Source organism: Idiomarina sp. D18 (assembly GCF_057748155.1).
The window spans coordinates 1,674,347-1,700,801 of record NZ_CM173240.1; the positions used below are offsets into that span (position 1 = coordinate 1,674,347).

23 protein-coding genes and 1 tRNA gene are annotated in these 26,455 nt (G+C 49.3%); 7 read left to right on the forward strand and 17 right to left on the reverse strand.

Annotated elements, in window-relative coordinates; genetic code table 11:
* The first annotated feature begins 131 nt into the window (after nt 1-131).
* Genes AC3AP5_RS08100 through AC3AP5_RS08115 form a run of 4 tightly spaced genes read left to right on the forward strand, consistent with a single transcriptional unit; the run spans nt 132 to nt 4,889 of the window.
* Complete coding sequence (locus AC3AP5_RS08100) at nt 132-1,166, forward strand: Fe(3+) ABC transporter substrate-binding protein (RefSeq protein WP_487326459.1); 1,035 nt, start codon at nt 132-134, stop codon at nt 1,164-1,166.
* A 27-nt stretch (nt 1,167-1,193) separates the two neighbouring features.
* Nucleotides 1,194-2,819 carry an ABC transporter permease gene (locus AC3AP5_RS08105; RefSeq protein ID WP_487326460.1) on the forward strand — a complete coding sequence of 542 codons (1,626 nt, stop codon included), beginning with the start codon at nt 1,194-1,196 and terminating at the stop codon, nt 2,817-2,819.
* Nucleotides 2,820-3,887: an ABC transporter ATP-binding protein gene (locus AC3AP5_RS08110; protein WP_006955067.1), complete on the forward strand. Its 1,068-nt coding sequence runs from the start codon at nt 2,820-2,822 to the stop codon at nt 3,885-3,887.
* Between the two features lie 54 nt (nt 3,888-3,941).
* Entirely contained in the window at nt 3,942-4,889 is a 948-nt protein-coding gene (locus AC3AP5_RS08115; RefSeq protein ID WP_006955066.1) for a zinc transporter ZntB, read from the forward strand.
* Nucleotides 4,890-4,962: 73 nt separating this feature from the next.
* On the opposite strand, the gene bfr (AC3AP5_RS08120) is transcribed toward AC3AP5_RS08115, so the two are convergent.
* The 6 genes from bfr (AC3AP5_RS08120) to AC3AP5_RS08145 form a co-directional block, all read right to left on the reverse strand.
* Entirely contained in the window at nt 4,963-5,430 is a 468-nt protein-coding gene (gene bfr, locus AC3AP5_RS08120) for a bacterioferritin (RefSeq protein ID WP_006955065.1), read from the reverse strand.
* Nucleotide 5,431: 1 nt separating this feature from the next.
* Entirely contained in the window at nt 5,432-5,908 is a 477-nt protein-coding gene (gene bfr / locus AC3AP5_RS08125) for a bacterioferritin (protein ID WP_006955064.1), read from the reverse strand.
* Nucleotides 5,909-5,951: 43 nt separating this feature from the next.
* Nucleotides 5,952-6,176: a (2Fe-2S)-binding protein gene (locus tag AC3AP5_RS08130; protein WP_083773232.1), complete on the reverse strand. Its 225-nt coding sequence runs from the start codon at nt 6,174-6,176 to the stop codon at nt 5,952-5,954.
* Between the two features lie 114 nt (nt 6,177-6,290).
* Entirely contained in the window at nt 6,291-7,274 is a 984-nt protein-coding gene (locus tag AC3AP5_RS08135; protein WP_272977306.1) for a calcium/sodium antiporter, read from the reverse strand.
* A 47-nt stretch (nt 7,275-7,321) separates the two neighbouring features.
* A complete protein-coding gene (locus AC3AP5_RS08140; RefSeq protein ID WP_487326461.1) occupies nt 7,322-9,223 on the reverse strand; it encodes an acetate--CoA ligase in 1,902 nt (633 codons plus the stop codon).
* Between the two features lie 55 nt (nt 9,224-9,278).
* Nucleotides 9,279-9,416, reverse strand: a complete 138-nt coding sequence (locus AC3AP5_RS08145; RefSeq protein WP_487326462.1) for a hypothetical protein — start codon at nt 9,414-9,416, stop codon at nt 9,279-9,281.
* 79 nt (nt 9,417-9,495) lie between these two features.
* Between AC3AP5_RS08145 and AC3AP5_RS08150 the strand changes: the two genes are divergently transcribed.
* Nucleotides 9,496-9,831, forward strand: a complete 336-nt coding sequence (locus AC3AP5_RS08150; protein WP_487326463.1) for a hypothetical protein — start codon at nt 9,496-9,498, stop codon at nt 9,829-9,831.
* A 553-nt stretch (nt 9,832-10,384) separates the two neighbouring features.
* Here the strand turns inward: AC3AP5_RS08150 and AC3AP5_RS08155 are convergent.
* Nucleotides 10,385-12,103 carry a DUF5666 domain-containing protein gene (locus tag AC3AP5_RS08155; protein WP_487326464.1) on the reverse strand — a complete coding sequence of 573 codons (1,719 nt, stop codon included), beginning with the start codon at nt 12,101-12,103 and terminating at the stop codon, nt 10,385-10,387.
* A gap of 206 nt (nt 12,104-12,309) precedes the next feature.
* Between AC3AP5_RS08155 and AC3AP5_RS08160 the strand changes: the two genes are divergently transcribed.
* Together AC3AP5_RS08160 and AC3AP5_RS08165 are read left to right on the forward strand one after the other, a co-directional pair.
* Nucleotides 12,310-12,897 (forward strand): ABC transporter ATP-binding protein, encoded by a 588-nt coding sequence (locus tag AC3AP5_RS08160; protein WP_487326465.1) that lies wholly within the window; start codon nt 12,310-12,312, stop codon nt 12,895-12,897.
* Nucleotides 12,898-12,945: 48 nt separating this feature from the next.
* Nucleotides 12,946-13,746 carry a hypothetical protein gene (locus tag AC3AP5_RS08165; RefSeq protein WP_487326466.1) on the forward strand — a complete coding sequence of 267 codons (801 nt, stop codon included), beginning with the start codon at nt 12,946-12,948 and terminating at the stop codon, nt 13,744-13,746.
* Between the two features lie 173 nt (nt 13,747-13,919).
* On the opposite strand, the gene AC3AP5_RS08170 is transcribed toward AC3AP5_RS08165, so the two are convergent.
* The 10 genes from AC3AP5_RS08170 to AC3AP5_RS08215 all read right to left on the reverse strand — a co-directional run bounded on the left by AC3AP5_RS08170 (nt 13,920) and on the right by AC3AP5_RS08215 (nt 26,439).
* A tRNA-Ser gene (locus AC3AP5_RS08170) sits at nt 13,920-14,007 on the reverse strand.
* A 65-nt stretch (nt 14,008-14,072) separates the two neighbouring features.
* Nucleotides 14,073-15,704, reverse strand: a complete 1,632-nt coding sequence (locus AC3AP5_RS08175; protein WP_487326467.1) for a methyl-accepting chemotaxis protein — start codon at nt 15,702-15,704, stop codon at nt 14,073-14,075.
* A gap of 83 nt (nt 15,705-15,787) precedes the next feature.
* Nucleotides 15,788-16,855 carry an MBL fold metallo-hydrolase gene (locus AC3AP5_RS08180; RefSeq protein WP_287830483.1) on the reverse strand — a complete coding sequence of 356 codons (1,068 nt, stop codon included), beginning with the start codon at nt 16,853-16,855 and terminating at the stop codon, nt 15,788-15,790.
* 8 nt (nt 16,856-16,863) lie between these two features.
* Entirely contained in the window at nt 16,864-17,535 is a 672-nt protein-coding gene (locus tag AC3AP5_RS08185) for a gamma-glutamyl-gamma-aminobutyrate hydrolase family protein (RefSeq protein ID WP_487326468.1), read from the reverse strand.
* Nucleotides 17,508-18,503: an amidoligase family protein gene (locus tag AC3AP5_RS08190; protein WP_487326469.1), complete on the reverse strand. Its 996-nt coding sequence runs from the start codon at nt 18,501-18,503 to the stop codon at nt 17,508-17,510. Before AC3AP5_RS08190 ends, AC3AP5_RS08185 begins: the two co-directional genes overlap by 28 nt.
* On the reverse strand, nt 18,484-19,881 hold the full coding sequence (locus AC3AP5_RS08195) for a M28 family metallopeptidase (protein WP_272977527.1): 1,398 nt from the start codon (nt 19,879-19,881) through the stop codon (nt 18,484-18,486). The genes AC3AP5_RS08190 and AC3AP5_RS08195 overlap by 20 nt, the downstream gene beginning before the upstream one ends.
* Before the next feature lie 107 nt (nt 19,882-19,988).
* Complete coding sequence (locus tag AC3AP5_RS08200; protein ID WP_487326470.1) at nt 19,989-21,908, reverse strand: polysaccharide biosynthesis protein; 1,920 nt, start codon at nt 21,906-21,908, stop codon at nt 19,989-19,991.
* A 157-nt stretch (nt 21,909-22,065) separates the two neighbouring features.
* Nucleotides 22,066-22,815: an HNH endonuclease family protein gene (locus tag AC3AP5_RS08205; RefSeq protein WP_286682384.1), complete on the reverse strand. Its 750-nt coding sequence runs from the start codon at nt 22,813-22,815 to the stop codon at nt 22,066-22,068.
* A 55-nt stretch (nt 22,816-22,870) separates the two neighbouring features.
* Nucleotides 22,871-25,129, reverse strand: a complete 2,259-nt coding sequence (locus tag AC3AP5_RS08210; RefSeq protein WP_287830481.1) for a putative inorganic carbon transporter subunit DabA — start codon at nt 25,127-25,129, stop codon at nt 22,871-22,873.
* Nucleotides 25,126-26,439 carry an NADH-quinone oxidoreductase subunit L gene (locus tag AC3AP5_RS08215; RefSeq protein WP_286682382.1) on the reverse strand — a complete coding sequence of 438 codons (1,314 nt, stop codon included), beginning with the start codon at nt 26,437-26,439 and terminating at the stop codon, nt 25,126-25,128. Before AC3AP5_RS08215 ends, AC3AP5_RS08210 begins: the two co-directional genes overlap by 4 nt.
* Nucleotides 26,440-26,455: the final 16 nt, after the last annotated feature.

Genomic DNA, 26,455 nt, shown 5'->3' on the forward strand with positions numbered 1-26,455 from the left:
AAGTATGAGCATCTGCTCTATTATTTTATTTGACATTGACACCCACTCAAATGAGAATGGCTATCATTAAATTTTAATTTTGATACACTTAAGTATGTAATCTACGCGAATTATTAGTAAGAGGTTTGAATATGGCAATAAAAATTACTCCCCTCAAGCTTGCAATGGCTGCCATTATCAGTGCCAGCACATTAGCAGGTTCTTTTGCGCAAGCGGCTGAAGTTAATATTTATTCATCGCGGAAGCAAGCATTGATCAAGCCTCTGCTCGATAAGTTTACTGAGCAAACAGGTATTGAAGTCAACTTGCTCACGGGCAACTCGGATGCCTTATTGTCGCGGTTAAAGGCTGAAGGCGAAAACACGCCCGCAGACTTATTTTTAACCGTTGACGCCGGCGCGCTGCACCGTGCCGTCACAGCAAATGTGTTTCAAGCGATCGACTCTGAGTTCGCCCACAAAACCGTGCCTGCACATTTCCGCGATGGTGACGACCAATGGGTTGGCTTAAGTTTGCGAGCGCGCCCTATTTTTTATTCACCTGACCGTGTTGATCCGAGCCAACTCGAAAATTATATGAGTTTAGCCGACGACCAATGGCAAGACCGTATTTGTATTCGCTCGTCGAATAACATCTATAACCAGTCATTAGTCGCTGCGTTGCTCGACCACTACGGCGAACAAAAAATCATGGACTGGGCAAAAGATTTAGTCGACAACTTTGCCCGCACGCCCGTCGGCGGCGATCGTGACCAAATTAAAGGGGTCGCATACGGCGTGTGTGATATCGCCGTAGCAAACACTTACTATTTTGGTCATATGCTGAACTCTGACCAAGCTGAAGAACGCGAAGCGGCCGAAAAAGTAAAAATATTCTGGCCAGCACAAAATGGCAACGGAACCCATGTGAACGTATCCGGTATCGGCATTACAAAACACGCGAAACATGTCGATGAAGCCACACAATTAATCGAATTTCTACTCTCAGAAGCCTCACAAAAATGGTATGCTGAAGCCAATTATGAGTACCCTGTACGTGAAGGCGTTGAGTGGAGTGAAACCCTCAAGCAATGGGGTGACTTCAAACAAGACGATATTTCGATGGATATTTTAGGTGAGAATAACGCAGAAGCCGTCCGTTTAATGAACTCGGCAGGCTGGCGTTAATTCCGCACTAAGCGTTAAGGAGCAGCTATGACCCGCGGCCCGCTCGTGTTGTTCGGCGTTGCGGCATTGGTAGGGCTACCACTTATTGTGGTGGCCTTATCTTTGTTAAATCCTAATTGGGATATATTAAATCACCTTTGGCAAACGGTGATACCCGAGTACATTTCTCATTCACTGATACTATTGGTATCGGTGGGGTTTGGCGTGACTATCCTCGGCGTCAGCACCGCATGGTGCGTGAGCCAATACGATTTCCCGGGTTGGCGCTGGGTGAGTTGGGGGCTACTACTTCCGTTAGCCATGCCTGCCTATATTTCAGCCTATACCTATACCGGTTTACTCGATTACGCCGGACCCGTACAGCAAGCACTACGCGATACCTTCGACCTCAACATTGGTGAATATTGGTTTCCCAGTATCCGGAGCATCGAAGGCGCTATCTTCGTATTAAGCTTAGTGCTTTACCCTTACGTGTATCTGATTACTCGCGCGGCGTTCATGCAGCAATCAACCGCCGCTTTCGAGAGCGCTCGTACGCTCGGTGCAGGCCCTATCCGGAGTTTCTTCCGTATCGCGTTGCCATTAGCACGACCGGCTATCGCAACCGGCGTCACGCTTGCGTTGATGGAAACACTTGCCGACTACGGCACCATGGAGTACTTCGGTGTCACCGTATTTACTACAGGTATTTTCCGTACCTGGTACGGTATGGGTGATGCTCAAGGCGCGTTGCAATTGGCGTCTATTCTCCTGCTGTTTGTTATTGTACTCATTCTAATTGAGCGCTATTCAAGGCGTCAGGCTAAGTTTTATCAGCGCCGCAGCCAAAATAATAACTTTAGAAAACCGTTACGTGGCAAAGCGGCGTGGCTCGCGTCGGCGGTATGTTGGCTCCCCATTGTGCTCGGCTTCGCTATTCCCGCAAGTCAGTTATTGATGTGGTCGATCGAACGTGCTGATACCTGGACCCAAGCGTCTTTTTGGACGCTGACACTCAATACGCTCTGGCTGGGCTTATTAGCCGCTACCATCACGGTCGCCTTAGCGCTTTGGCTCGCCTATGGTCGCCGTCGTCATCCAACCCGAGCGATCCGCACAGCAATAACAACCGCAGGGCTTGGCTATGCGATTCCAGGTATTGTCATTGCCGTTGGCATTTTGATTCCACTCGCGTGGCTTGATCACCGCATTATCGATTTCAGTAAATCGCTATTCGGTGTCAACCCTGGTCTATTATTAAGCGGCACCGTCGTTGCGTTAGTATTTGCTTATACGGTGCGCTTTTTGTCTATTTCCTTGCAGACGATAAGCTCGGGTTTAGAGCAAATCACCCCCCAAATGGATGATAGCGCACGCACGTTGGGCGCGAGTTCACGTCGCATCATGACCCGGATACATTTGCCGTTACTTAAAAGCTCAATTCTAGCCGCACTGATATTGGTGTTGGTGGATGTAATGAAAGAACTACCCGCGACCTTGGTGTTGCGACCCTTTAATTTTAATACCTTAGCGGTCAAAGCCTTCGAAATGGCCTCGGATGAACGACTTGCGGATGCGGGGCCTCCTGCACTGATGATTGTCCTGGTGGGCTTAATTCCAGTATTGATGTTGTCACGTGCGTTGCGCACTCAAACGATTAAAACGGGAGACTAAATGAAGCCGATAGTAGAACTTGATTCAGTGTCCATTGAGTTAGGTAAGGAGCGTATTGTTGAGCAACTCTCGTTCTCACTGAATGAGGGCGATATCGGCTGCTTATTGGGACCGAGCGGTTGTGGTAAAACAACACTGCTACGCACCATTGCCGGTTTTTCTGAGGTCACCAGTGGTTCCATACGTCTCTATGGTGAGGAAGTCGCTTCAACGAAAGTGCAAATGCCCACTGAGCAACGTCAAATCGGCATGATGTTCCAAGACTTTGCTTTATTTCCACATTTAACAGTGGCAGAAAACATCGCCTTTGGCATCAATCACTGGTCTAAAACTGAGCAAAGAGACCGCATTCAGCAATTATTACAAAGGGTCGACCTCGCCGGCTACCAAAGCCGTTACCCACACGAACTATCCGGTGGGCAACAACAACGAATTGCGCTTGCCCGAGCATTGGCACCCAAGCCAAAACTCATGCTGTTAGACGAACCTTTTTCGAGTCTTGATGCAGAACTGCGCGAACTGTTAGCGCAAGATGTGCGTAACTTATTAAAGGAAGAAGGTATTACCGCACTGTTAGTCACCCATGATCAGCAAGAAGCCTTTGCTATGGCGGATAAAGCGGGCGTCATGTATGCCGGTCAGTTATTGCAGTGGAATACCCCCTACGAGCTTTACCATCAACCCGAGCATGAACTGGTCGCCGACTTTATCGGTCGCGGAGTGTTACTGAATGGCCAGATTAAATCGCACCAACTGCACAGTGCTTTGGGCGTTATCGACCATGAGGTTCTCTGTGATCAAGACGATCACGACGTTACGTTCCTCGTGCGCCCAGACGATGTGCTGATTGTCTCAACCGATCAACCCCACCGCCTGCAGGCTAAAGTTGTTGGGCGTGGCTTTCGCGGATCGCATTACCTGTATACGCTTGCCTTAGACAACCATGAACATGTACTCGCAGTCGGTCCTTCACACCAACCCTTGCCATCGGGTCAAATGGTAGGGATAAATGTTGACTTCGACCATTTAGTGGTGTTTGATTCCAATATATGTCAATTACCTGACTAAGCGCTCAACAATCAATCACTTATGTGATTTGGGCGCTTATTATTGGAGCGCTTTATGAACTTTTTAATCGATGCTTGGGATTTTAACCAGCACCCTGCGCAAGCAATCACCAACGACGACACTGTTAAGTCTCGCCCCGGTTGTTGGTTTCACTTTCAGCGTGACGTGGAAGGTATCAATGAATGGCTGAAAGCCGCTGATATTCCCGAGCCTATTATTGACGCCATGCTTGAAGAAGATACGCGTCCACGCTTTCAGCGACTCAAAGACGGCTTTGTTCTGTTATTGCGAGGCGTAAACCTCAATGAAGGGGCTCAACCTGAAGATATGATGAGCTTACGCATCCTCTATTATAAAGAGACCGTGTACACGTTTCGCAAGCATCATTTCAAAGCGGTAGCTCATATACGCGATGATCTGCAAAACCAACAAGGACCTGAAAGCTTAAATGACTTTTTGGTGCACCTTGTCGAGCAGTTAAACCAAAAGATCGAAGATGTCATTGACGATATTGAACTCAACGTCGAGCAAATGGAAGCAGAAGGCTTTGACAATACGGCTGAACAGCAAAAGAAACTAGCCGTAATGCACCGACGCTTACTACGCTTAAACCGCTTTATTCGTCCGCAATTAGCCGCGCTTGATAAGTTTACCAGTGAGAGCGAGAAATGGATTGATGCGGAGTTGCACCAATGGCTACTGAACGAGCGCGATACCACCCAGCGGTTATTGGAGCAAATCGACCTGATGCTTGAACAAGTGTGGATGCAGCGCGAGCAAATACAACAAGCGGTCGCCGAAAAGATGAACCGAAATACCTACTGGCTGTCAGTCATTGCAGGCGTATTTTTGCCATTGAGCTTTTTAACTGGGGTGTTTGGTATCAACATTGGTGGCATGCCAGGCGTCGAGAACACCAGTGCCTTTGAGATTTTTTGCTGGATTCTACTGGGGATCGCCGTGGTCGAGTTTTTATTGTTAAGACGTCTGCGGTTTTGGTAAACCCTGCCAGAGCAAGCAACACAAAAAACGCGGCTAACTCTGCCGCGTTTTCTATGATTGAAAGAGGTTAATTTTACTTCATGCCTTGCAAATAAAGCGCCTCACCCAAGCGATCCATCAGGTTCAATTGGATACGCAGCCAATAGGCGTGGTCTTCTTCCGTATCTCGTAAAATTCCCACCAACATATCACGTGTGACATAGTCATCCACTTGCTCGCAATAGTCGATCACTTCACGCAGGGTTTTAGCGTTGTTGTATTCCAGCTGTAGGTCATTTTCTAACATTTCACGCACGTCCGAGCCGATATTGTGAGGCTCGCGGTTGGACATATTAGGTTTACCTTCCAAAAATAGAATACGACGAATCAATAGGTCAGCATGACCCCGCTCATCATCAATCTCATGATTGATACGTTCATACAGTTTCATCAAACCCATATCTTCATACTGGCGCGAATGGGATGTGTATTGGTCAATAGAGGTCAGTTCGAAAGCGAGTAAACGGTTTAACTGCTCGACGACTTTGTTCTCGGCTTTCATTCTAGTCCTCCTCTTTTAACATCGACTGAAGGTATACTTCTGTACCTAGGCGCGACATTAAATCGATTTGTGTTTCTAACCAGTCTAAATGCTCTTCTTGCTTATCAAGAATCTTATTCAGCGCATCTCGACTGACGTAATCTTGGTGGCTTTCACAAACTTTAACGGCGTCACGAATAGCATTAATGTCGTTGAACTGAACCTTATGGTCCATTTCTAACATCTCGCGTGGGTCTTCACCGATATAAAGCTTGCCAAGCTCTTGTAAGTTCGGCATGCCCTCTAAAAACAGCAACCGTTCAATGAGCACGTCAGCGTGCTTCATTTCTTCGATAGACGCTTTATAAACAACATTGTTGAGGGATTCAAAACCCCAGTCTCGAAACATGCGCGCATGTAAGAAGTACTGGTTAATAGCGGTCAGTTTGAGCGTCAGCACCTTATTAAGCTGCTGAATGACTTTTGCGTCACCTTTCATGCGGGATGTGCTCCTTAAGCTGGTTCTAAAATTAGAAACTCAGTTAAGTGTAGCACACCGTAGTAGGAATTTTAGTGCCTGGCAGCACATGATCGTTACGTTTTTCTAAAGCCTCATTCAAGACTTCCTTAGCGCATTGCTTACAGCAACCGCACTGCGAAGCCACACCGTACTGCTGACGGAGCTCTCGCATACTTGATACCTCGCCAGTAGCAACTGACTTAGCAATGGTTTTATCCGAAACGCCTTTGCATAAACAAACGTACACTGAACATCACCTCGTAATTAACTATCAACGAGTGTAATGCTAATGCGAACGATTTTCAACAATAATGAATAAAAAAGCCGCGACTCGCGCGGCTCATGTCTATCGTCAGTCTATTTAACTGGTTAACGCGGGAGTGAACCCCGTGCTTATCAGATAAACCGTGTAAGCAACGTAAAGGACTAAGAACGTCACACCATGTACACGGTTAATTCGACCTAAACGATTAACCCGCAAAGAAAACAGCAACAACAATAGTGTGAGACCGGCCATTGCGACCCAATCACGCGAAAGCACCAACGGTTCTAAATCAATCGGATGGATGGCACCAGCAATACCCACGACCGCAAGGGTATTGAACATGTTTGAACCAATCACGTTACCCAACGCCAAATCATGCTCGTTTTTGCGCGTCGCAGCAATGGCAGAGGCGAGTTCTGGCAGCGATGTACCAATAGCGACCACAGTCAAGCCAATCACCAAGTCACTCACACCAAGCGCGGTAGCAATGTTTACAGCCCCCCAAACCAGTGCTCTGGAGCTCGCAACCAATAACACTAAACCAATCATCAACCAGATAACCGCAGGCTTCATCGACATCGGATTAGCGTCGACTTCCTGAGTAAACTCAGCGGCCAAGCTATCGTCGCTGCTGTTTTTACCTAACCAGATTGACCAACCCATGTAGGTAGCAAATATCGCTAAAAGGATCCAGGCTTCAATCGTGGTTATTTGGTAGTCCCACAGGAACGCAGCCGTAAGTAAAGTAATCGCAATCAGCACGGGTAACTCACGTTTAATCACCCCCGACTGCACTGCAATCGGTGCCAACACGGCCGTGACACCCAACACCAGCGAAATGTTCGTGATATTTGAGCCAAATGCATTACCCAGTGCGAGCGCTGGGTTACCTTGTGATGATGCCAACGCCGAGACCACCATCTCTGGCGCTGAAGTACCGAAGCCAATGATCACCATGCCGATAACAAGCGGCGCCATCCCTAAGTTTTTGGCAACTGCGGCAGCACCTTCGACAAAGCGATCAGCACTCCAGACTAAGACAATTAAACCCAAAACAACTGCGACAATAGAAAGTGTCATTCAATACCCGTTAAATTAACTTACAAAGCCTCTATTCTAACGGGATTTCAACTGACTTTCCTAGCTTCATTTTGCTGCTTTACCACTGTTTGAATCATCTCAACACTATCCGGGTCGTCTATGGTCGAAGGAACCGCCACGGTGTCGCCCTGTAATACTTGTCGAATCAACCGGCGCAAAATTTTCCCTGAGCGCGTTTTGGGCAACTTGGGCACAACGTAGAGCGTTTTTAAGCATGCAATCGCACCGATCGTCTCGCGAATTTGAGCAATAAGTTGCGCCTGCAATTCCTCTGTTGAGATCTGCGCATCATTTTTCAAAATCACCAGCCCCACCGGTAACTCGCCCTTGAGTTCATCAGGTTGACCAACAACCGCACATTCAGCGACAGCAGTATGTTGCGCTAATACTTCTTCCATTTCACCGGTCGACAGTCGGTGACCTGCCACATTAATCACGTCATCAGTACGGCCCATAATGAATACATAGCCATCGTCGTCCATGTACCCCCCGTCGCCACTGCAGTAATAACCCGGAAACGCCTTCAGGTAGCTATCCTGTAAACGTTGTTCATCGCCCCACACCGTCGGTAAACAGCCCGGCGGCAACGGCAGACGCAAGCACACGGAACCTTCTTCATTAGCGCCTAATGGCTGACCTTGTGGATCGAGGATGGCAAATTCATAACCCGGCACAGGCAGGCTTGAAGAGCCCGGCTTGACAGGGGTAGCGCCTACTCCCACGGGGTTAGCGCACATTGGCCAACCACTTTCAGTCTGCCACCAGTGGTCATACACCGGACGATCGGTCAGATGCTCAGTCCACTCGAGCGTAGCGGGGTCGAGCCGCTCACCGGCCATGTAAATGCGCTTTAACGCGCTAATATCGTATTTGGCTAAATGCTCACCATGAGGGTCTTCTTTTTTAATGGCACGAAACGCCGTCGGTGCCGAAAATACAGCCGATGCTTGGTAGTCTTGGATAATTCGCCAAAACGCACCCGCGTCGGGTGTATTAATCGGCTTTCCCTCATAGAGTATAGAACTGCAACCGAACAACAACGGACCGTATACAATATAAGAATGGCCGACGACCCAGCCCACGTCTGAGGCAGTGAATAAGGTCTCTCCGGGATGCATACCGTAAACGTAATTCATGGAGAAGTTCAGTGCCACAGCATAGCCACCATGGTCACGTACCACCCCTTTCGGACGTCCCGTGGTTCCCGACGTGTATAGAATATACAGTGGATGAGTGGCATTCACCGGCACCGCATCAACCGCAGGTGCGTCTTTTATCGCGTTTGTCCAGTCAATATCGCGAGGTGACTGCATCGACGCGTGGCTTTGTGAGCGTTGATACACAATCACATGTTGTGGCGGGTGTTCAGCTTCGTGTAATGCTTTATCGACAATAGGTTTATAGTCGAGCACACGCTGCCCCTCAATACCGCATGAGGCGGTAATCAGCAATGCAGGCTCCGAATCATCAATTCGGATTGCAAGTTCGTGTGCCGCAAAACCACCAAACACAACGGAATGAATCGCGCCCAGTCGCGCACACGCCAGCATCGCAATGGCTGCCTGTGGGATCATCGGCATGTAAATAACCACGCGATCGCCTTTACTCACACCCGCCGCTTGGATCATACCCGCGCAGCGCGCCACTTCGTCCCGCAACTGGTTAAATGTCCACTGCTGTTTAGTTTGCGTAACGGGAGAGTCGTAGTACAGGGCAACTTGTTCGCCTCGCCCCGCTTCTATCTGCGCATCCAGTGCTTGATAGCTAATATTGCACTCGCCATCGGGGAACCAATCGGCTAAGCCATTGGTTTTTAAATTAGCCGCCTGTTGAGGCGCTTTAAACCAATGTAAACGATGCGCCTGCTCAAGCCAGAATCCCTCTGGATCTTGCTGAGCATCAGAATAAAGTTGGTGATAGGCCTGCATATACATACTCCGCAACCAAATAGATTTGGTTTAAGCATATGCAAGCCAATAAAAATTAAACATTCGACTTAGGTCGAAGTGCGCCACGCATCTTGAGCCACATCAAACATCGCCCCGCCGTACCGACATCGGACATCCCACCCACCGTACGTCGCGCATCCTGCGCGACATCAACCATCGCGACATTGAACACACCACCACCGTACGTCGCGCATCCTGCGCGACATCAGCCATCGCGACATCGAACATCCCACCGCCGTAGGTCGCGCATCTTGCGCGACATCATTCATCGCGACATCGGCCCCCACCACCGTAGGTCGCGCATTCTGCGCGACATCAACCATCGCGACATCGGCCCCCACCACCGTACGTCGCGCATTCTGCGCGACATCAACCATCGCGACATCGGCCCCCACCACCGTAGGTCGCGCATCCTGCGCGACAACAACCATCGCGACATCGGCCCCCACCACCGTACGTCGCGCATTCTGCGCGACATCAACCATCGCGACATCGGCCCCCACCACCGTAGGTCGCGCATTTTGCGCGACAACAACCATCGCCCTTGCGCCAAAGGCGCAAGCTACGCCACATCCGACCCGCCGTAGGTCGCGCATTCTGCGCGACATCATTCATCGCGACATCGGCCCCCACCACCGTAGGTCGCGCATTCTGCGCGACATCAACCATCGCGACATCGAACACCCCACCACCGTAGGTCGCGCATTCTGCGCGACATCAACCATCGCGACATCGGCCCCCACCCACCGTAGGTCGCGCATCTTGCGCGACAACAACCATCGCGACATCGGCCCCCCACCGCCGTACGTCGCGCATCCTGCGCGACATCAACCATCGCGACATCGGCCCCCACCCACCGTAGGTCGCGCATCTTGCGCGACAACAACCATCGCGACATCGGCCCCCCACCGCCGTACGTCGCGCATCCTGCGCGACATCAACCATCGCGACATCGGCCCCCACCCACCGTAGGTCGCGCATCTTGCGCGACAACAACCATCGCGACATCGGCCCCCACCCACCGTAGGTCGCGCATTCTGCGCGACAACAACCATCGCGACATCGAACACCCCACCGCCGTACGTCGCGCATCTTGCGCGACAACAGATACCGCCCTTGCGCCAAAGGCGCAAGCTACGATTAATCGTCGATTTCTGCCTCGTAGACAAGCACGTAGCTTTGTTCTTGCCACTGGCCTTCGACCTCAACCACAACACCTTCAGCTAATGCATCAACAAACGCTTGCAATGTGACCTCTTCGTCGTTAATTTTCAGCTCGCTATCAGAGGTTAAACGCGCCTCGATGCCATTAACCGTAAAAGCTTCGCCATTGACGTCCGTCACCTCACCTTCATATTCGGTATAGCCCTGACGCTCATCACCCTCATCGTCACCATCGCCGGCATCACCTTCGTCTTCGAGGTCGACCTCGACTTTGTGCGCAATCAGTTGGTCACCGTCCCACTCGCCTTCAACCTCAACGCGCAACTCAGTATCGCCGTCGAACAAGGCAATGAATTCATCGAGCGAAATCCGTGAATCATCGGTTTTAAAGCGTGTTTCGTCATTAATAATGACTTCAACTCCAGCAAGCGTGAAACCCGACTCCGAAATATCATTGGGTACGCCCTTAATCTCACCGTCACGATCTTCTTCATCTAAACGCTTAATCTTCAGAGCAATCGCTTGACCCTGTTGGTCTTCACGCGCAATGACACGTAATACGTCGTTGACGGCAATATCGTCGAACGTGAATTGACGCAAATCAGCATCCGAATCATCTTTATAACGGGTTTGCGAGGTGGTTAAGAATTCAATGCCGTTTACAGTAATCAATCCGTTATCCACGTCAATTTCACTGACAGCACCCTCGGTGCGCCCTACCGCACGGTACTCTTGAAATTCTATTTCTTCAGCAATCCAAGACTCGCCATCATTACGTGCTTCAACTTTGATACGAACACCGTTACTTAGATCGACCTCTTCACCCTCATCAAATTCAGTATCGTCATCAAGGGCAACTTGGTAACCTTTAATGATAAAGGTACCCGCCTCAGCATCATAATTACCGACAACACCCGCGACTTCCAGCTCATCAACATCGTCGTCCAAGCGGCTATCTTTTTGCTCAATAGAATCAGCAATCAACGTATCTGTGGTTGAATCATACTGACTTCCTTCAACTTTAATGGCTAACCCATCTTGCAAATCATCAGCCGTCATCTCTTCGAAATTCGCTTGCGAATAGTCGATGGTGAGTTCGCCCAGCATGAAGGTTTGCGCGTCCGTATCGAGCCCAGCTATATTGCCTTTTACTTTAAGCTCATCCTCGTCGCTCTCAAGCTCCACCAAGGTCGCGTAAAATTCACCGTCTTCGTTTAAATACCCACTGATTTCAACAAAGTTACCTACGGCGAGCGTACTGTCGGTTACTCCTACAAATTCCGTGACATCATCAAAGTTTATGGTTTGACCTAATACAGTAAACGCTTGATTATCGATATCGATGAAGTCTACGCGACCCTGAATTTCTTCTTCATACGCGATCTCACTGGCTTCAGGTGTTTCATTACCGGAGCGTGTGGCTTTCATTTTCACCACCATACCGACCTTTAAGTCACTCTCGGTGCCAGATTGAGCATTATCGAGCGCAATGGTGGCGTTGTCAGAACGATAACGTTCACCGTTTACGTAAACACTACCAAAACCCGTGATGACCCCTTCGGTCACAATTGTAGATGATGCGGTTTCATTACCGCCGCCATTATCACCGGTTGTTGAGTCGGTGCTTGAGTCAGATCCACCACAAGCGGCGAGCGCACTACTCAGCGCAATAACAAGTAAGGAACGTTTAAACATAACTACCTCCAAACAAAATGAAACTTCAATTTGAAACACTTTGTTACAATAGACAATATGCTTTCTGCTAAACAGTCTCTTTACTATTTCTAAACAAAAATTCAATACCGTCGCGCATCTTGCGCGACATCAGGCATTGCACCTTGCGCCAAAGGCGCAAGCTACCGTAACATGGCGGCAGATATCCGCTTACAAGATGCATATAAATGACCAACATTGAATTGAATAATGTCAGCGTAAAGCTCGGTGATAACTTAATCTTAGATTCCGTTACGCTCGCGCTGCCAGAAGGGCAGTATCAGCTCACAGGTAAAAACGGTGCTGGAAAATCTACCTTTTTACAGCTTCTCAGCGGGTTAATCACGCCCAGTTCGGGCTCGTTGAACGTTGACGATCGCCCCGACCTCGTTGCCGATAGTATTCAAATCCCCGACAACATGACCATAACTACAGTGTTTTCGCTATACGACAAGTATCAACGTTGCGACATAACACAACGCAATCAATTGATTGAAGCTTTTCAGTTTTCAGATTGTTTAACGGCAACGGTAGGCAAGCTTTCGCAAGGAAATCAGCAAAAGCTCAAATTGATACTGGCACTCTCAGGCAACGGGCACTGGCTATTACTTGATGAGCCGTTTAACGGCTTAGATTCCACTAGTGCCGCCACTTTGAATCATATATTGGCCGAAACAAACCGACCTTTAATTGTCATTGATCACAGTGAGCAGCTCACCAACTTGCGCCCAAGGCGCAAGCTACAGATCGGCGACAAATCCATTGCATTGGTGTAGGTCGCGCATTTTGCGCGACGATGACGATGACCCAGGGACCCTGCAAACATGTACCGCACATGTGAAAAACATCAACTGCGCGCTTTTTCAGAAAGTAATCGCACACTAATAAAAATCGCCGCAGTATTCGCGCTCATGATCCAACCTGTGTTGCTCATACTCGGTCCACTTCCGGGTTACCTTTTATACACATTTGACATCGGTAACCCCGGTTTTTGGCTGGCCGCATTGATAATCATCGGACTCAGCAGCCTATCATTCATCATCTATAACACGATTGTAAAACCGAGGCACACGGCCTGGGTAATTCACGTGGCTGGTTATAGGCATTTTTACATCGGCTATTGTCGCGGTCAGTTGCTGTTCGCGGCTCCAACGTTGCTACTGCTCGCACTGGGACTCGCTAAAACTGAGTCGTTTGGCAAAGCACTGGTGTTCATGCTATTGGTCATTGCTGTTCACGTACTCGCATACAGCTATGCCGCTACACGCCGTTTTGAGAAATTGAGTAGGCCTGTCCAGCGCCACCCACGCCTACATATGATGTTACAGATAGTATCCCCTGCGGGCATGCACTACTTAGCCTATTTGTTCGCCTTAGCCATGCTGTCATTGATGTGGTTTACTGAAAGCACCTTATTCAATACCGTCCTTGCAGGGGTCATTACGCTTCTCACCACCACACTTGCATTAACCCAATTCAAGATAGTCAAACACCAGCTGTCGGGCTACCGGAGCTTTTTGTGGTTGATAGAGCCTGGTCTCGTGCGGACCTTGAGCCGCGCATTGATTCTATGGTTGTTATTCCTGCTCACGCTACCGCTTGGGATAATCGCCGTCCTTTGGTAGGTCGCGCATTTTGCGCGACATCGACCATCGCCCTTGCGCCAAAGGCGCAAGCTACGCCACATCCGACCCACCGTACGTCGCGCATTTTGCGCGACAACAACCACCGCCCTTGCGCCAAAGGCGCAAGCTACGCGGGCATAAAAAAACCGCCGTAAAGGCGGTTTTTTTGGATATGGCGGAGAGAGAGGGATTCGAACCCTCGATACGTTGCCGTATACACACTTTCCAGGCGTGCTCCTTCAGCCACTCGGACACCTCTCCATAAGGCGCGTATACTAGGTGTTTTAGCCTTGTAAATCAAGAGCCAAAACACCGAGTGGCTAAATCTACGCCGTTTTAAAACGTTTGACACGCTCACTTAAATTGCGTGCAAGCTCGTTAAGCTGACGGCTCGACTCACTGACTTGCTCAGAGCCCGCTGCTGTCTCTTCAGTGGCTTCGGTAATTTTATGAAAGTTCTGATTGATTTCTTCCGCGACCGAGCTTTGTTCCTCAGCTGCTGTGGCAATTTGCGCATTCATATCGGTCATTTGCTTAACCACGTGATTGACCGTATCCAACGATTTACCCGCTCGGCGAGCTTGCTCAACACTATTACCTGCTTGCTCCTGACCGCGTTGCATCACATCAACCGCCTGAGAAGCACTGTTACGCATCGTCTCAATCAGATCTTGAATGCTCTGCGTGGACTCTTGTGTACGATTCGCAAGCGCGCGAACTTCGTCAGCAACAACCGAGAATCCACGCCCATGCTCACCCGCCCGTGCAGCTTCAATAGCGGCATTTAGCGCAAGCAAGTTAGTTTGGTCGGCGATACCCTCTATCACTTCCAACACTTTGTCGATCTCAGCCGTATTATCGCTCAACTCAACAATCACCGAGGCCGCACTCTCAACCTCATCGGCAAGCTGCTCAATTGAGCTAATTGTTGCCGCCACCTCACGACTGCCTGTTTGCGTTTCGCGATCAGTCTCATCCGCTAACTGTGCCGCCTCATTTGTATGTGAAGCGACCTCAGATACCGTTTGCGACATTTCATTGATCGCAGTGGCTCCTTGTGTCGTTTCATCCTGCTGGCGAATCACCATCTGCGTGTTGTTATCACTGGTTTCGCTCAGTTCACCAGAGGCATTCAGCAGTTGATCGGACGTTTCATCGACCTCTTTTACCAGCGCTCGTAGCTGCCGCACCATACGGTTGACCTGCGCCATCAAGCTACCCTCGTATTTCGAACGAGTCTCAACCGTTAAATCACCCGCCGCGATGGTTTCCAAGACCTCAACAACCGCTTCTGGCTCGCCGCCTAAGGTATGTGTTAGCCGACGTACAATGTAATAACTGATGGCTGCCGCAACAAGTGCAGCAATCACAGCCACACACCACATCAGAACCGCAAATCCATTACTGCGTTCAAGCACTCCATCAACACCGTCGGCGATGATCTTCTCTTCATAATCGATAAAGTCGTTAATCCTTACCAACCATTCCGCATAGGCCGGCGATAAATCGCTTAAAACATAATCTTGAGCTTGCTGACGCAGATCCTGCGCCAACAGCTGATAGACACGATCAGAAGTGGCTAAGGCTTGTTCACGGATCTCACTAATACGCGCTAATAACTGCTTTTCTTTATCATTAACGTATTTTGGATCGGCAATAAGTTGATCCAGTCCTTGCTGCGCATCGGCATAATCGCCTTGAAGCTTATCAATAAGCGCGCGATATTCGCGTCGCTTCGATGCCTGTTCAGTCAACACAAAATCGCGTAATGCTATCGCACGGTCATGCACACTACCGCGGAAATTAATCGCATAGCGTTGCTTTTCGCTACCGACTCCATTCACCTGTCTCAACGTTTGATCGATTTGGCCAACTTGATAAGTACCAACAACGGTAATCCCGATAATCAGTAATATAATAAAGGCAAATCCCGCATAAAGCCGCTGCGCAATGGTCATAAATAATCCTGTAAAAACGATTGTTCAATATATTCGAATAGAAATACATCCGAGAGAGGTTTTAAGATCAGTATTATCGAAACTTACTTCACGCTATCGGACGTTAAAATCTCAGTCGCACCCACTGGCATAATGCGAAACTCGTTTTCCGACAATTGCGCCTTTTCACGCGCGTGCTTAATATCATCGATGGTTTGCGGAATACCCTCTGCCGCTAATTGAAATGCCCCCCAATGCATCGTGATACTTTGCTTAGCACCAATATCTTGATGAATCAGAGTGGCTTGCTCCGGATCAACATGAGGCATTTTCATAAACCAACGGGGTAAGTAGGCACCCACAGGCATCAACGCAAGGTCAATATCATTAAACACATGGCCGATTTCTTTAAACTGTATGGCGTTATAGCCCGTATCCCCGCCAAACCATACGCGCCAATCGCCAATATCAATCACGTAGCTCGCCCATAAGGTCTCAAAGCGATCCCAAAGACTTCGACCAGACCAATGTTGACTAGGAGTTGCATGAACACGCAGCTGGTCGTTAGTCGCTGCGCCTTGCCACCAATCAAGTTCGGTAACATTGTCTTCTGCAATGCCTAGCTCAAGAAACCACGGCTTCAAGGCAAGCGGAACGAAGTAATGAGTCGAGTTGCCCAGTGTTTCAATCGTATCAGCGTCTAAATGATCATAATGGTCATGAGAAATAATCACGGCATCAATCGGAGGCAAGTCTGATAACTGTACAGGCAGTTCAGTCAAACGCTGAGGCCCCATAAAGCTCACGGGCGATGCTCGCTCACTAAAAATCGGATCGGTAAGCACCGCCATCCCCTGGTATTGAAGTAGAAATGTCGAATGCCCTATCCACGTAACTTGCCGATCCTCGGGGTTAGGGTTAGAGATTTTATTCAAATCGGCCTGCATAAAAGGAATCGCATCAACTTGCTCCGATTGATCGGCCCATTCCGTTTCCCCAAACCAACGCATGTACCAATAATCAAAAAATCCACTTTGCTTTTCAGGACCGTGCAAATTTTTAAAGCCATCCTCGGTATGATGCGGCGGCACTTGTTTATTAATATGTATGTCTTCGTTGTTACTGCACGCCGCAGCCATTAACGCCAAAACACCGATCAACACCTTTTTCACAGACGCTCCTATCGTGCAGAAATACAGCGAAGTAACCACGCAAAAATGCGCCGTTCACTGGATAAGTAAAATAAATACTCAGGATGCCACTGCACGCCGATAATAGGACGCTCAGCATGCTCAGTGGCTTGAATAAACTCGTCCAAGTCCCAACCAACCGCCTGCATTCCGTCGCCTGGTCGTGTCACCACTTGATAGTGCAAACTATTCACTCGCAACTTACGATGCCCCACTACCTGACGCAGTCTCGAGTGATGCTTTAACCAAACTTGCTTGGTCGGCAATAGACCCGGACGGTTGTAGGTTCGTTTACGCAAGGAGCGGATATTTTGGTTCAGTTCCCCACCCAACACGACATTAATTAATTGTGCGCCACGACATATTCCAAGCATCGGCGTATCGGTCTTTAACGCCCACCGAATCCACTCAATTTCTAATGCATCACGAGCCGGATCATAGTCACCATCCGGCTTTGCGCTCTGACCATAATGATTGGGGCTGATGTCATCTCCCCCACCAATGATCAGTGCATCGACATCAGCATTACGTGATACGTGATGCCGAGTACTCACGCGGATGGCTTGTGCGCCCAACAACCACAACGTGAGCTGCGTACACCACCATGAAGGAGACCAGCGGCGAGCATTGCCCGTTACCACCACGCGCGGTCGTTCAGCCATGATGCTACCCTATCGATCCATGCGGATTCATCAACACCTAATAACGGCCTATCTGCCGCCAAAAAGGCATCCTTCCAATACGTCAGTGCAGCCGTGTCATTTGCTAACTGCTCGACCACCCACCAACTACGCCAAGCCGTGTCGAGTTGCCAGCCTATTCGCTCAATATGACAGTTGGGTAGACGAAAATGAAAGGTAGGTCGCGCACCCACTTTGGCATCGCCCACGGCTTTGCTTACAACCTCGGGCCGCCAATACGCAAAAAGCGGCAACATATCTAACGCGCGATTACGGGACGCATTAAATTTTAGGTAATCATCAATTAATTGCCCTTCACTGACCTCAGATTGCTGACACAAATGCCGAATGTACGCCTCAGGATACTTATCAATATAAGGGCTCATTTTACGAGTCGTATCCACCTTGAGCGCTTTAAACAACCACCACTGTAGTAACGAAAATGCCTGCAAATAACGTAATACATCAGTGCTGTCTTCACTCGCTACTTGAGGATTAATATGCACTCCGTAGGCAGCTATCCAAGATTCATCCGTACCTTTAGCACCCGCCTCTCTGAGTGCCTCAATAATCGGAAACAAACATTCGCATTGTTGTAACGTCATCGGTGGACAAACAATTTCCATGGGAACCATACGCTCGGCCAAGGCGTGCAATTCTTCTAGCCAAATATGTTCAGCTGTACCACTGGTCGGCTGCTCTCGTGCGATACGTTTTAAATAACTCCAATCTAACTCAATATGAAAGGTACCGAGTTGTTCATGTTGGATACTGCGTTCGGCGAGGGATATATGATCGACTTGACCTTTAAGATGGGATTGCAGTACCTCGAGCGTCTGCTGAACTGATAGCCCACTGAATTCGATTTCGAAGCCAATGGTGCGCAGCTGACCAGAATCAGTTTCTGGCCGCTGCAACGGTTTAAATTGATTAGTTGTCGTCTGTGTCATCCTCGAACTCGATTGAGAACTCACCTGCTGGCCCCGGGAAAACCACTGGACTTTCGAATCCATCGGGGCTCACACTGGCAACTCCAAAAATGTAGTTATCAATCACTACGTTCTCAAGCGTATATTCGTTCACATCACCCACGTAGCGACTCCACTGCCATTGTGGTTCAGAGGTAAGACGCCAGTACACTTTGTAACCCATAACATTTTCTTCGCCACGAGCGTCGTTCCAAGTGAGTGTGGTCGAGGGTTGCACGGCACCGCGAATATCTACGTTCTGCGGCGGTTCAGGCGCCCAGCTCATACCGGCTAATGAAACCGCATTCAACGCCGTCAACTTAGCCGCGTAATCAAAGTCCACACCCTCGATAGTGTCACCGTACTCAATCCCGTTTTCCGTGCGCAAGTCCTGATGCTGACGATTATAATTCTCGTTAGTTTCCATAATACGTACACCCGGATACCCTAGGTCATTAAACGGTCGATGGTGACCGCCACGGCCGAAGCGATCCAAGCGATAAACAATCATGGTATCTAAGTTGGCAATATAACGGTCAGCCATGGTATCGATATAGCGCGCTACATTACGTGAAGGCGAGTCATTTTCGCCACCGTAAAACCGTCGCATGGTCGCCTCGCGATCGGTTTCATCCATTCGAGTTCCCTCAGCAAAAATGCGGGCGGTGGTGTTATTGATCACCCCATTGATACCTTCAATATTGCCAATCATGTCGTTATTCAGGACGGCCATGATGCGCCATTTATTTTGCTTTGCCTTGCGCGCAAGAATTTTACCACCGAACAAGCCTTGCTCCTCGCCAGACAGCGCCGCATAAACTATCGAGCCATCAAAGTTATACTGACTGAGCACTCGCGCGGCTTCGAGCGTACCCGCCACACCCGAAGCGTTATCATTAGCCCCTGGCGCATCGGAAGTCGCATCCATCACATCGCTGACCCGCGAGTCAATATCACCGGACATCATCACATAACGGTCGGGATCCGTTGAGCCACGCTGAATCGCAATCACACTTTTTACTTCGGTCGCATCAGGAATACGATCTTCGCCCTCGACAATATCCGATACGTACATCACTTCAAGACAACCACCACAGTCAGCGGAAATGCGTTGAAACTCTTGGTAAACCCAGCGTCTTGCAGCACCAATACCACGAGTATCAGATTCCGTTTCGGATAAGGTATGACGAGTGCCAAAACTCACTAACTTACGAATATCCTGTTCAATTCGTTTAGCACTTACGGCATCGGCAATGTCGTGTAATTTTTGCTGGTCGTTGTATGTGATAGCATCTTGAGCCTGAACACCACCCGCCAATAGCAGACCAAGACCGAGAGTCACGGAGGAAAGTTTTTTCATATTGTTTTCACCATATTTGGACTGTATTTAACGATTATGGTGAGAAAAAATAGATTTGCAATCCCGCGGCGATGATTCCGCGAGACTGCAAGTTGTATAAGTGTAAACTAGTGAGGCTGTTGAGGCTGGCTCAAAGAATGTTTAATCTTTTTTGTGATCTGTACCGGGTAGTGCAGGTCAACACAGCGACTATCCGGCGTGTAGTCCAAAGGAGCGTCTTTTAAAATATCACGTAAGCGCTGTCCATCCATTTCTGCACAACACGCAATCACATCATTTAATAGCGACTCAACCTCCGTCCAAGCAAGCGAATGTTCAGATGCACGACGAATACGAGGGTGAGGAGTGAGGCGATCGGTATTGCCGATAATTAACTCTTCGTATAGCTTTTCGCCCGGTCGCAGCCCGGTGATTTTGATCTCGATGTCGCCATGAGGGTTTTGCTCATCTTTAACAGTTAAACCCGACAACCGAATCATTTGTTTCGCCAAGTCATAGATTTTAATCGGTTCGCCCATGTCCAAAACAAACACATCGCCTTGATCGCCCATAGCACCTGCCTGAATAACGAGCTGGGCGGCTTCAGGGATAATCATAAAGTAACGCGTAATATCCTTGTGAGTGAGCGTAATGGGTCCGCCTTTCTTGATCTGCTCTCTAAATTTAGGCACAACAGAACCCGACGAACCCAGCACATTCCCAAACCGCACCATACAAAACGCAGTTTTTTGGGTCGTTTTAGCGAGTCCTTGTAGGATCAGCTCAGCCAAACGCTTTGTCGCCCCCATCACATTGGTAGGACGGACGGCTTTGTCGGTAGAAACCAAGACAAACTTCTCGACACCTGCGTCAATCGCTGCTTGCGCAGTGTATAAAGTACCCAGTACATTATTTCTCGCTGCCTGTATAATGTTCATCTCCACCATGGGGACATGTTTATACGCAGCGGCATGATATATCGTATCGATACGATGCGAATTCATCACCGATTTCAGGGTAATCTCATCTTGCACAGAACCCACAAATGGGAAAATAGCAACGTCTGGATAGGTTTGTGTGAGCTCTTCATGAATATAATACAGCGAAGGCTCTGACCACTCGTATAAAATAAGTGCCTTGGGCTTCTGTGCAGCAACTTGACGGCACAATTCTGAGCCAATCGACCCTCCTGCGCCCGTGACCATCACCGCTTTACCGCGGATGTTCTGGGTCAACAGATCCATTTGCGGCGCGACCGCATCTCGTCCGAGCAGGTCTTCAATATTCACCTCGCGCAACTCATCAATTTTTGCATCCCCGGCAATAATATCGGCCATACCGGGAATGGTTTGTACAGTTACGGGTAAGTGCGACAGCATTTCAAGTGCGTTCCGACGTGTTGAACGCGATGCACTTGGAAATGCCAACAGTATCCGTTTGACGTCAAGCTTGTGCGTCAGTTCGCCAATTTTGCTGACAGGAAATACAGACAAGTTCTGTATCATTGCACCTTGCAACGTTTCATCGTCGTCGACAAAGGCAACCGCGTGATATTCACGCCCATGTATCAGCGCATGTGCCAGTTGGCGCCCTGCCTCACCCGCGCCATAAATAATGACGTTGTCTTTCGGTCGCGACTGCACCTGACGAAACACAGAACGCGCCCCAAAACGCGAAGCGGCGATAAAAATAAAGGCTGACAAACTATAAATAACAACAACGTTGAGGTTAACGCGAGCATCCATCAGCGCACTAAAAAGCACCAACGCCGAGGAAGAGGCGAGCATACCAAATACAACCGCTCGCAATGCTTTCGAACCGATATAGCGGGTTACTGAACGATAAAGACCTAATTTATAAAACAAAAATACTGAAGCTACGGAGAGCACAAAAGCAAAAGCAACATCGTTCCAATTGCTCGGCAAGTAGAACACTCGAGCATCAACACTCACGGCAAACCACAGTGCCAGCATAATGCCAAGCACATCAACGGTTGCAGCGACCACCCGCTTTAAATTTCTTGGCAGAGCCAAAAGTTGAACCAGCATATTACGCTTAATCCTCAATTCTCAAAAAATCCCTTTATGCAACGAGACGCTATTGTAAGCCGACACTTGGCTAAAATAAATAATAAAACCGTGTATTATGGATAGTATATCTGATTGTCTGATTTTTGCATTATTAGCAAACAAAGATTTTCAATCATTAACGCTCTGCAACGGTTGTCTCCGCACAAACGCGTTGTCGCTGTGCGTCGATGCGTTGTCGCGCTGCAGCCTGAAACGAATAGATCCTGAGTACACGTTGAAATCGTGTTAAATATTGGCACTGAAATGCTTGATTAGGCGGCAGCCAGTCCATCGGACCCTGAGCGCCTTTACGACGGTTGGTACTATCATCGACGGCAAACAGATTAATAGGATCATTAGCAAAACGCTCACGTTGAGCGCGATCCCACCGATCCGCGCCATGCGTCCAGGCCCATTTGAGCGGTACTAAGTGGTCAACATCTAAGTCGTCCGCACTTAGGAATGTGCGTCCCGTATACGGGTCCAGCCAGTGTCCTCGCACCACACGACAGCCATCTTCACTCAAGGTAACCGCGACACTCGATAACCGTGCGAGTAACTCATGACGCGTGTTCATACAGTCGTTATCATCGTCGTTCCAACGGCCAAACGCGTTACGTTGATAAGCCTTTGATTCATTTGAGCTGGCAGACGCTGCCGGCTTATAACCTTTTGGCAATCGTCCGCCATCGGCTAAGCAATCTTTTAAATTGTGATAAGCGGTAAACCGCTTTGTGCGATCATAGTAGGGACTACTTGGCGTATGACAGATACCAGACTGGGACTGTTTAACAACATCGTCCACCGACGTCTGTGCACTCGCCAAAAAGCTATAACTCGTTAACCATAACGCCAGTGAAATGATAATAATGGGGGCAACACGCATGGGACAACGCCATAGTCCAGTGATGCCCCCCTTTTACGCGAACTGATTTGTAAGTTCAAGCGTACATTTGAATCAGCTGACCATCCTCCGCCAGTCGATACAAATAGAGCCATCGATTCTGAACCAATGGTTTAAAACTCGGACTCGCGTCCAGCGCTTGCTTGATCTGTGATTCTGTTGCCTCAACGACCACCTGAAGCCGACACGGCCGGTGCCGCCATTGCGTGCCATCCCAAACCGACTGCAATGACAGGCCGATACGCAGATCGCCACTGTTGCCCTCAAAAACTCCGACATTTTGCGCCACACGGTTATGTAATAACTTATTACCACTACCGAGCCGCGTCGGTGCAGTCACCGACGTGAGATACTGCCAGTTTATCCAGTGAGCCACGACACCCGGAGCACTGATTAAGGCGGCCAAAATACTCGCATCAGGGTCCTGCTGGGCATCGTAATCGTGCAAAAACGCACGTCCGTCTAAGTCGATCGAAGCCGTACGTTGCCGTGACGCGATAATCATCATAAAGTTATCTGCCAGCCCCCATTCCGGTCGAACCTCGGCCCAATCACGCGTTTTCTTAAACAGACCAGCCAAGCGGTTCAAACCCGAGCGCGTTTGCGGATACTGCTTGCGGTCCCGAACCGCTGCACTCGCCTGTTCAAAGGTTTGTCTTACAGCGTCCGGAAACGCCTCACTGAGGGGCAAAATTCTATCCGTCACAGTCTCATGTAACCCCGCATAGAATCGCGTCCGTTCTGGAATATCAATGCCTCGCGTCGACAGTGCTTGCCGGATGTCCGGCTGATTCAACAACTGGCACATGAGTCGGGCATTAATGGCGCCACTCTGTCCCCCGCAGGCACCACAATTCATCGCTGCGCGTTGCGGATTATTTTCATGATGCGAACTGTGTCCAACCCAAACAAAGTGATCTGCAAAGTGCGTAATTCCCAAACTGGTTAACGTACCCGCCAATGCATCAAGCAGCGGTTGCTCATTGTCGGCTAAATTGATAGTCAAGTCCGACTGCGGCGTGTCAGTCGCTTCCACCTCATTATGAGCACTAAATAAGCCAATGCCTTTCGCTAAACCGAGCACCTCAACCGCATTGAGACTTGAGGTTGGCGTGTCCAACAGTTCACCGATGGCTGTAATCGTTGCACTGGGGGTCGCCACGTCTTTCTCAGTCACCCAGAGTTGTGGAGTTAAGAGCCCGGGTAACTGGGGACGCTGCTGTCCTTGCGAGCGAAAGCCAATCGGTAGACCAAAAAAGCCAGCAACCCCGATACTGGCAACCCCTGGTTGGGCATCAAGCGCGCGTCTTAGCGGCTCAGATCGGACATCAATACAAAAAGCCGCCTGCATTGTAGGATACGCTTGCTGCGCGCCCTCAGATTTAGACACCAAGCGATAATTGAGAAGCTGTTTATGCTCATAAGCACGTTGACATTGCCAAAGTATTTTCTGAGATTGCTCAACACGCTCACAATCGCGTTGGCAACGCGCCGCTTGTTGAGCAAAGCGTTGGCTGAGTCGATTAAATAGCTCAGTCGAAGTGTCCTTAGCCCACTGCCATAAAACGTAGTCCCATGCCAAACGAATGCCCAGCAGCGACAGCACCGGCTCAATATTATGGTGCGGCGCAGAAGGATCCCAATCACGGTAACGCAGCGCCGAGGACCACCCGAGGACATCGATCAATAGCGCAAACAAGTAATAATTCAGCGCGTCTTCGCTGTAATGTCGTAACCAATCATCCGCCAACATGCGAAAAAGCGCATCGATATCATCCGGTAAGGGATCGAAGTAATCGGGTAGCTGACTTTCTGCCATCAACGTCGCGATGCCTTTATCCTCTCGTACAACCGTCAACCAACCACGATACAAACCATTGTCGGGCTGTGATTCGTCGACAAACCGCTCAGGAAACTCGGTGTGTAAACCACAAAACTGACTAATTTGCAGTACCACCTCATCTTTCCAGAGCATTTTGCGCTGCCGTGCTTGTAGCTGATCGACAATGTCTGTGACATTAAACCAGCGCGGCAATCGTTGTGGCTCAGATAAACATTTTGTCGCATCCGTGGGCAGCATCTGCTCATCAAGATGACCTTGCAACAGTTGCTGACGATAAAATGCGCGGTCCATCACTAAATCGATATCTGACACATACTTCCAAATCGCTGACACGCGCTCGACGGGCTTGTCGGTAAAAAACCAGCATGGATTTACCGCAATCGATTCGGCGAGCGGCCACATCGGCGCAACGCGCGCACACTGCTGACGGGCCAGTTGGATAAACTCACTCATGATGCCGACTTCTCCTCATCTACTGAATCATAGCGATGCCGATCCTCAGGTCGTGGCCACAGCCATAAAGCCAAGCGCGTAAACCACTCATCGATATAAAGACCCGCGTTTAAACGAATAAACCAGCGTTGACTCACCGCATGAGCCACATGTTGTTCTAACCACCAATACAACGCGACCAGCATAATAAACCAAGCAGCAACAGCTAAATCGAGTCCAATATGCACCCGTCCATCTTGCATAATTTGGGCGGCAGACAGTGTCAATGCGGTGTAGATAGCCACCCAGACAAGCGCCAGCAGAATGCTCTTTGGCCAACTAAATTTATGCGCTTGTGACATCAATAAAGTAATAGAAAGGCTCAGTAAAACAGCCGCGGTCGGCTTAAAGTGCCCAAAACTAAACCACAACGCTAAGTTGATCATGACTAAACTGACCAGGAACCAGCCCAACGTCACCCAACTGTTACGAACCAACACATTATGAATGGGACGTACCGTACCCGATGATAAAAATGCGTAAGCTTTATATAAGGAGTGTGCGACCAAGTGCAGGAGCGCCAGACTATAGTAACCTAACGCGATTTCTAACAGCATCAATCCCATTTGCGCACAGGTAGACCATGCCAAACGAATTTTAATACTGATTCGAGTCGACATGATTAAAATGGCTAACCCGCACGAAACCGCGCTCAATACGCCAAGTAACCAACGCGCCGCTTCTGCCTCGGTCAGCAAGGGCGCAAAACTCAGCAGCAAAAAGCCGCCCAAATTAACGATGCCTGCGTGCAATAACGACGACACCGAAGTCGGTGACTCGACAACTTGCATCAACCAGCCGTGAAATGGCATCTGAGCACAACTCAGCAACGCGGCAATGACCAAGGTTATCATGCCACCCAGTGGCACCACGCCCGTTGCCGAGAAGTAATCTAGCGTCCCCGAAAGGGTCGGATCGCCTGACCATAGATATAACTGAATAAAACTGACCGCCAACAGCGCTTCAGTGATGCGCGCCGTAATCATGCGTTTATGGGTTGCCAATACAGCGCGCGAGCGCTCCGGATAGAACAACAACAAGCGGTGCAAACACACGCTGATGCTCACCCAGCTTAACCAAAACAGAATAAAATGGTTGGCAATCAAGGTGACCGTCACACTCGCTAAACAGCCAATCATCCATCCCATCGCGCGCGGTCGACTCGGCTCAAGCGCAAAGTTTCGCCAGGTGTACCGCAACACCACCCAACTCAACAAAGCCACCATCACCAATAACGTCACACGCAATTCATCGACTTGAATCCAGTTCAACGTGGTTGCTCCCCTC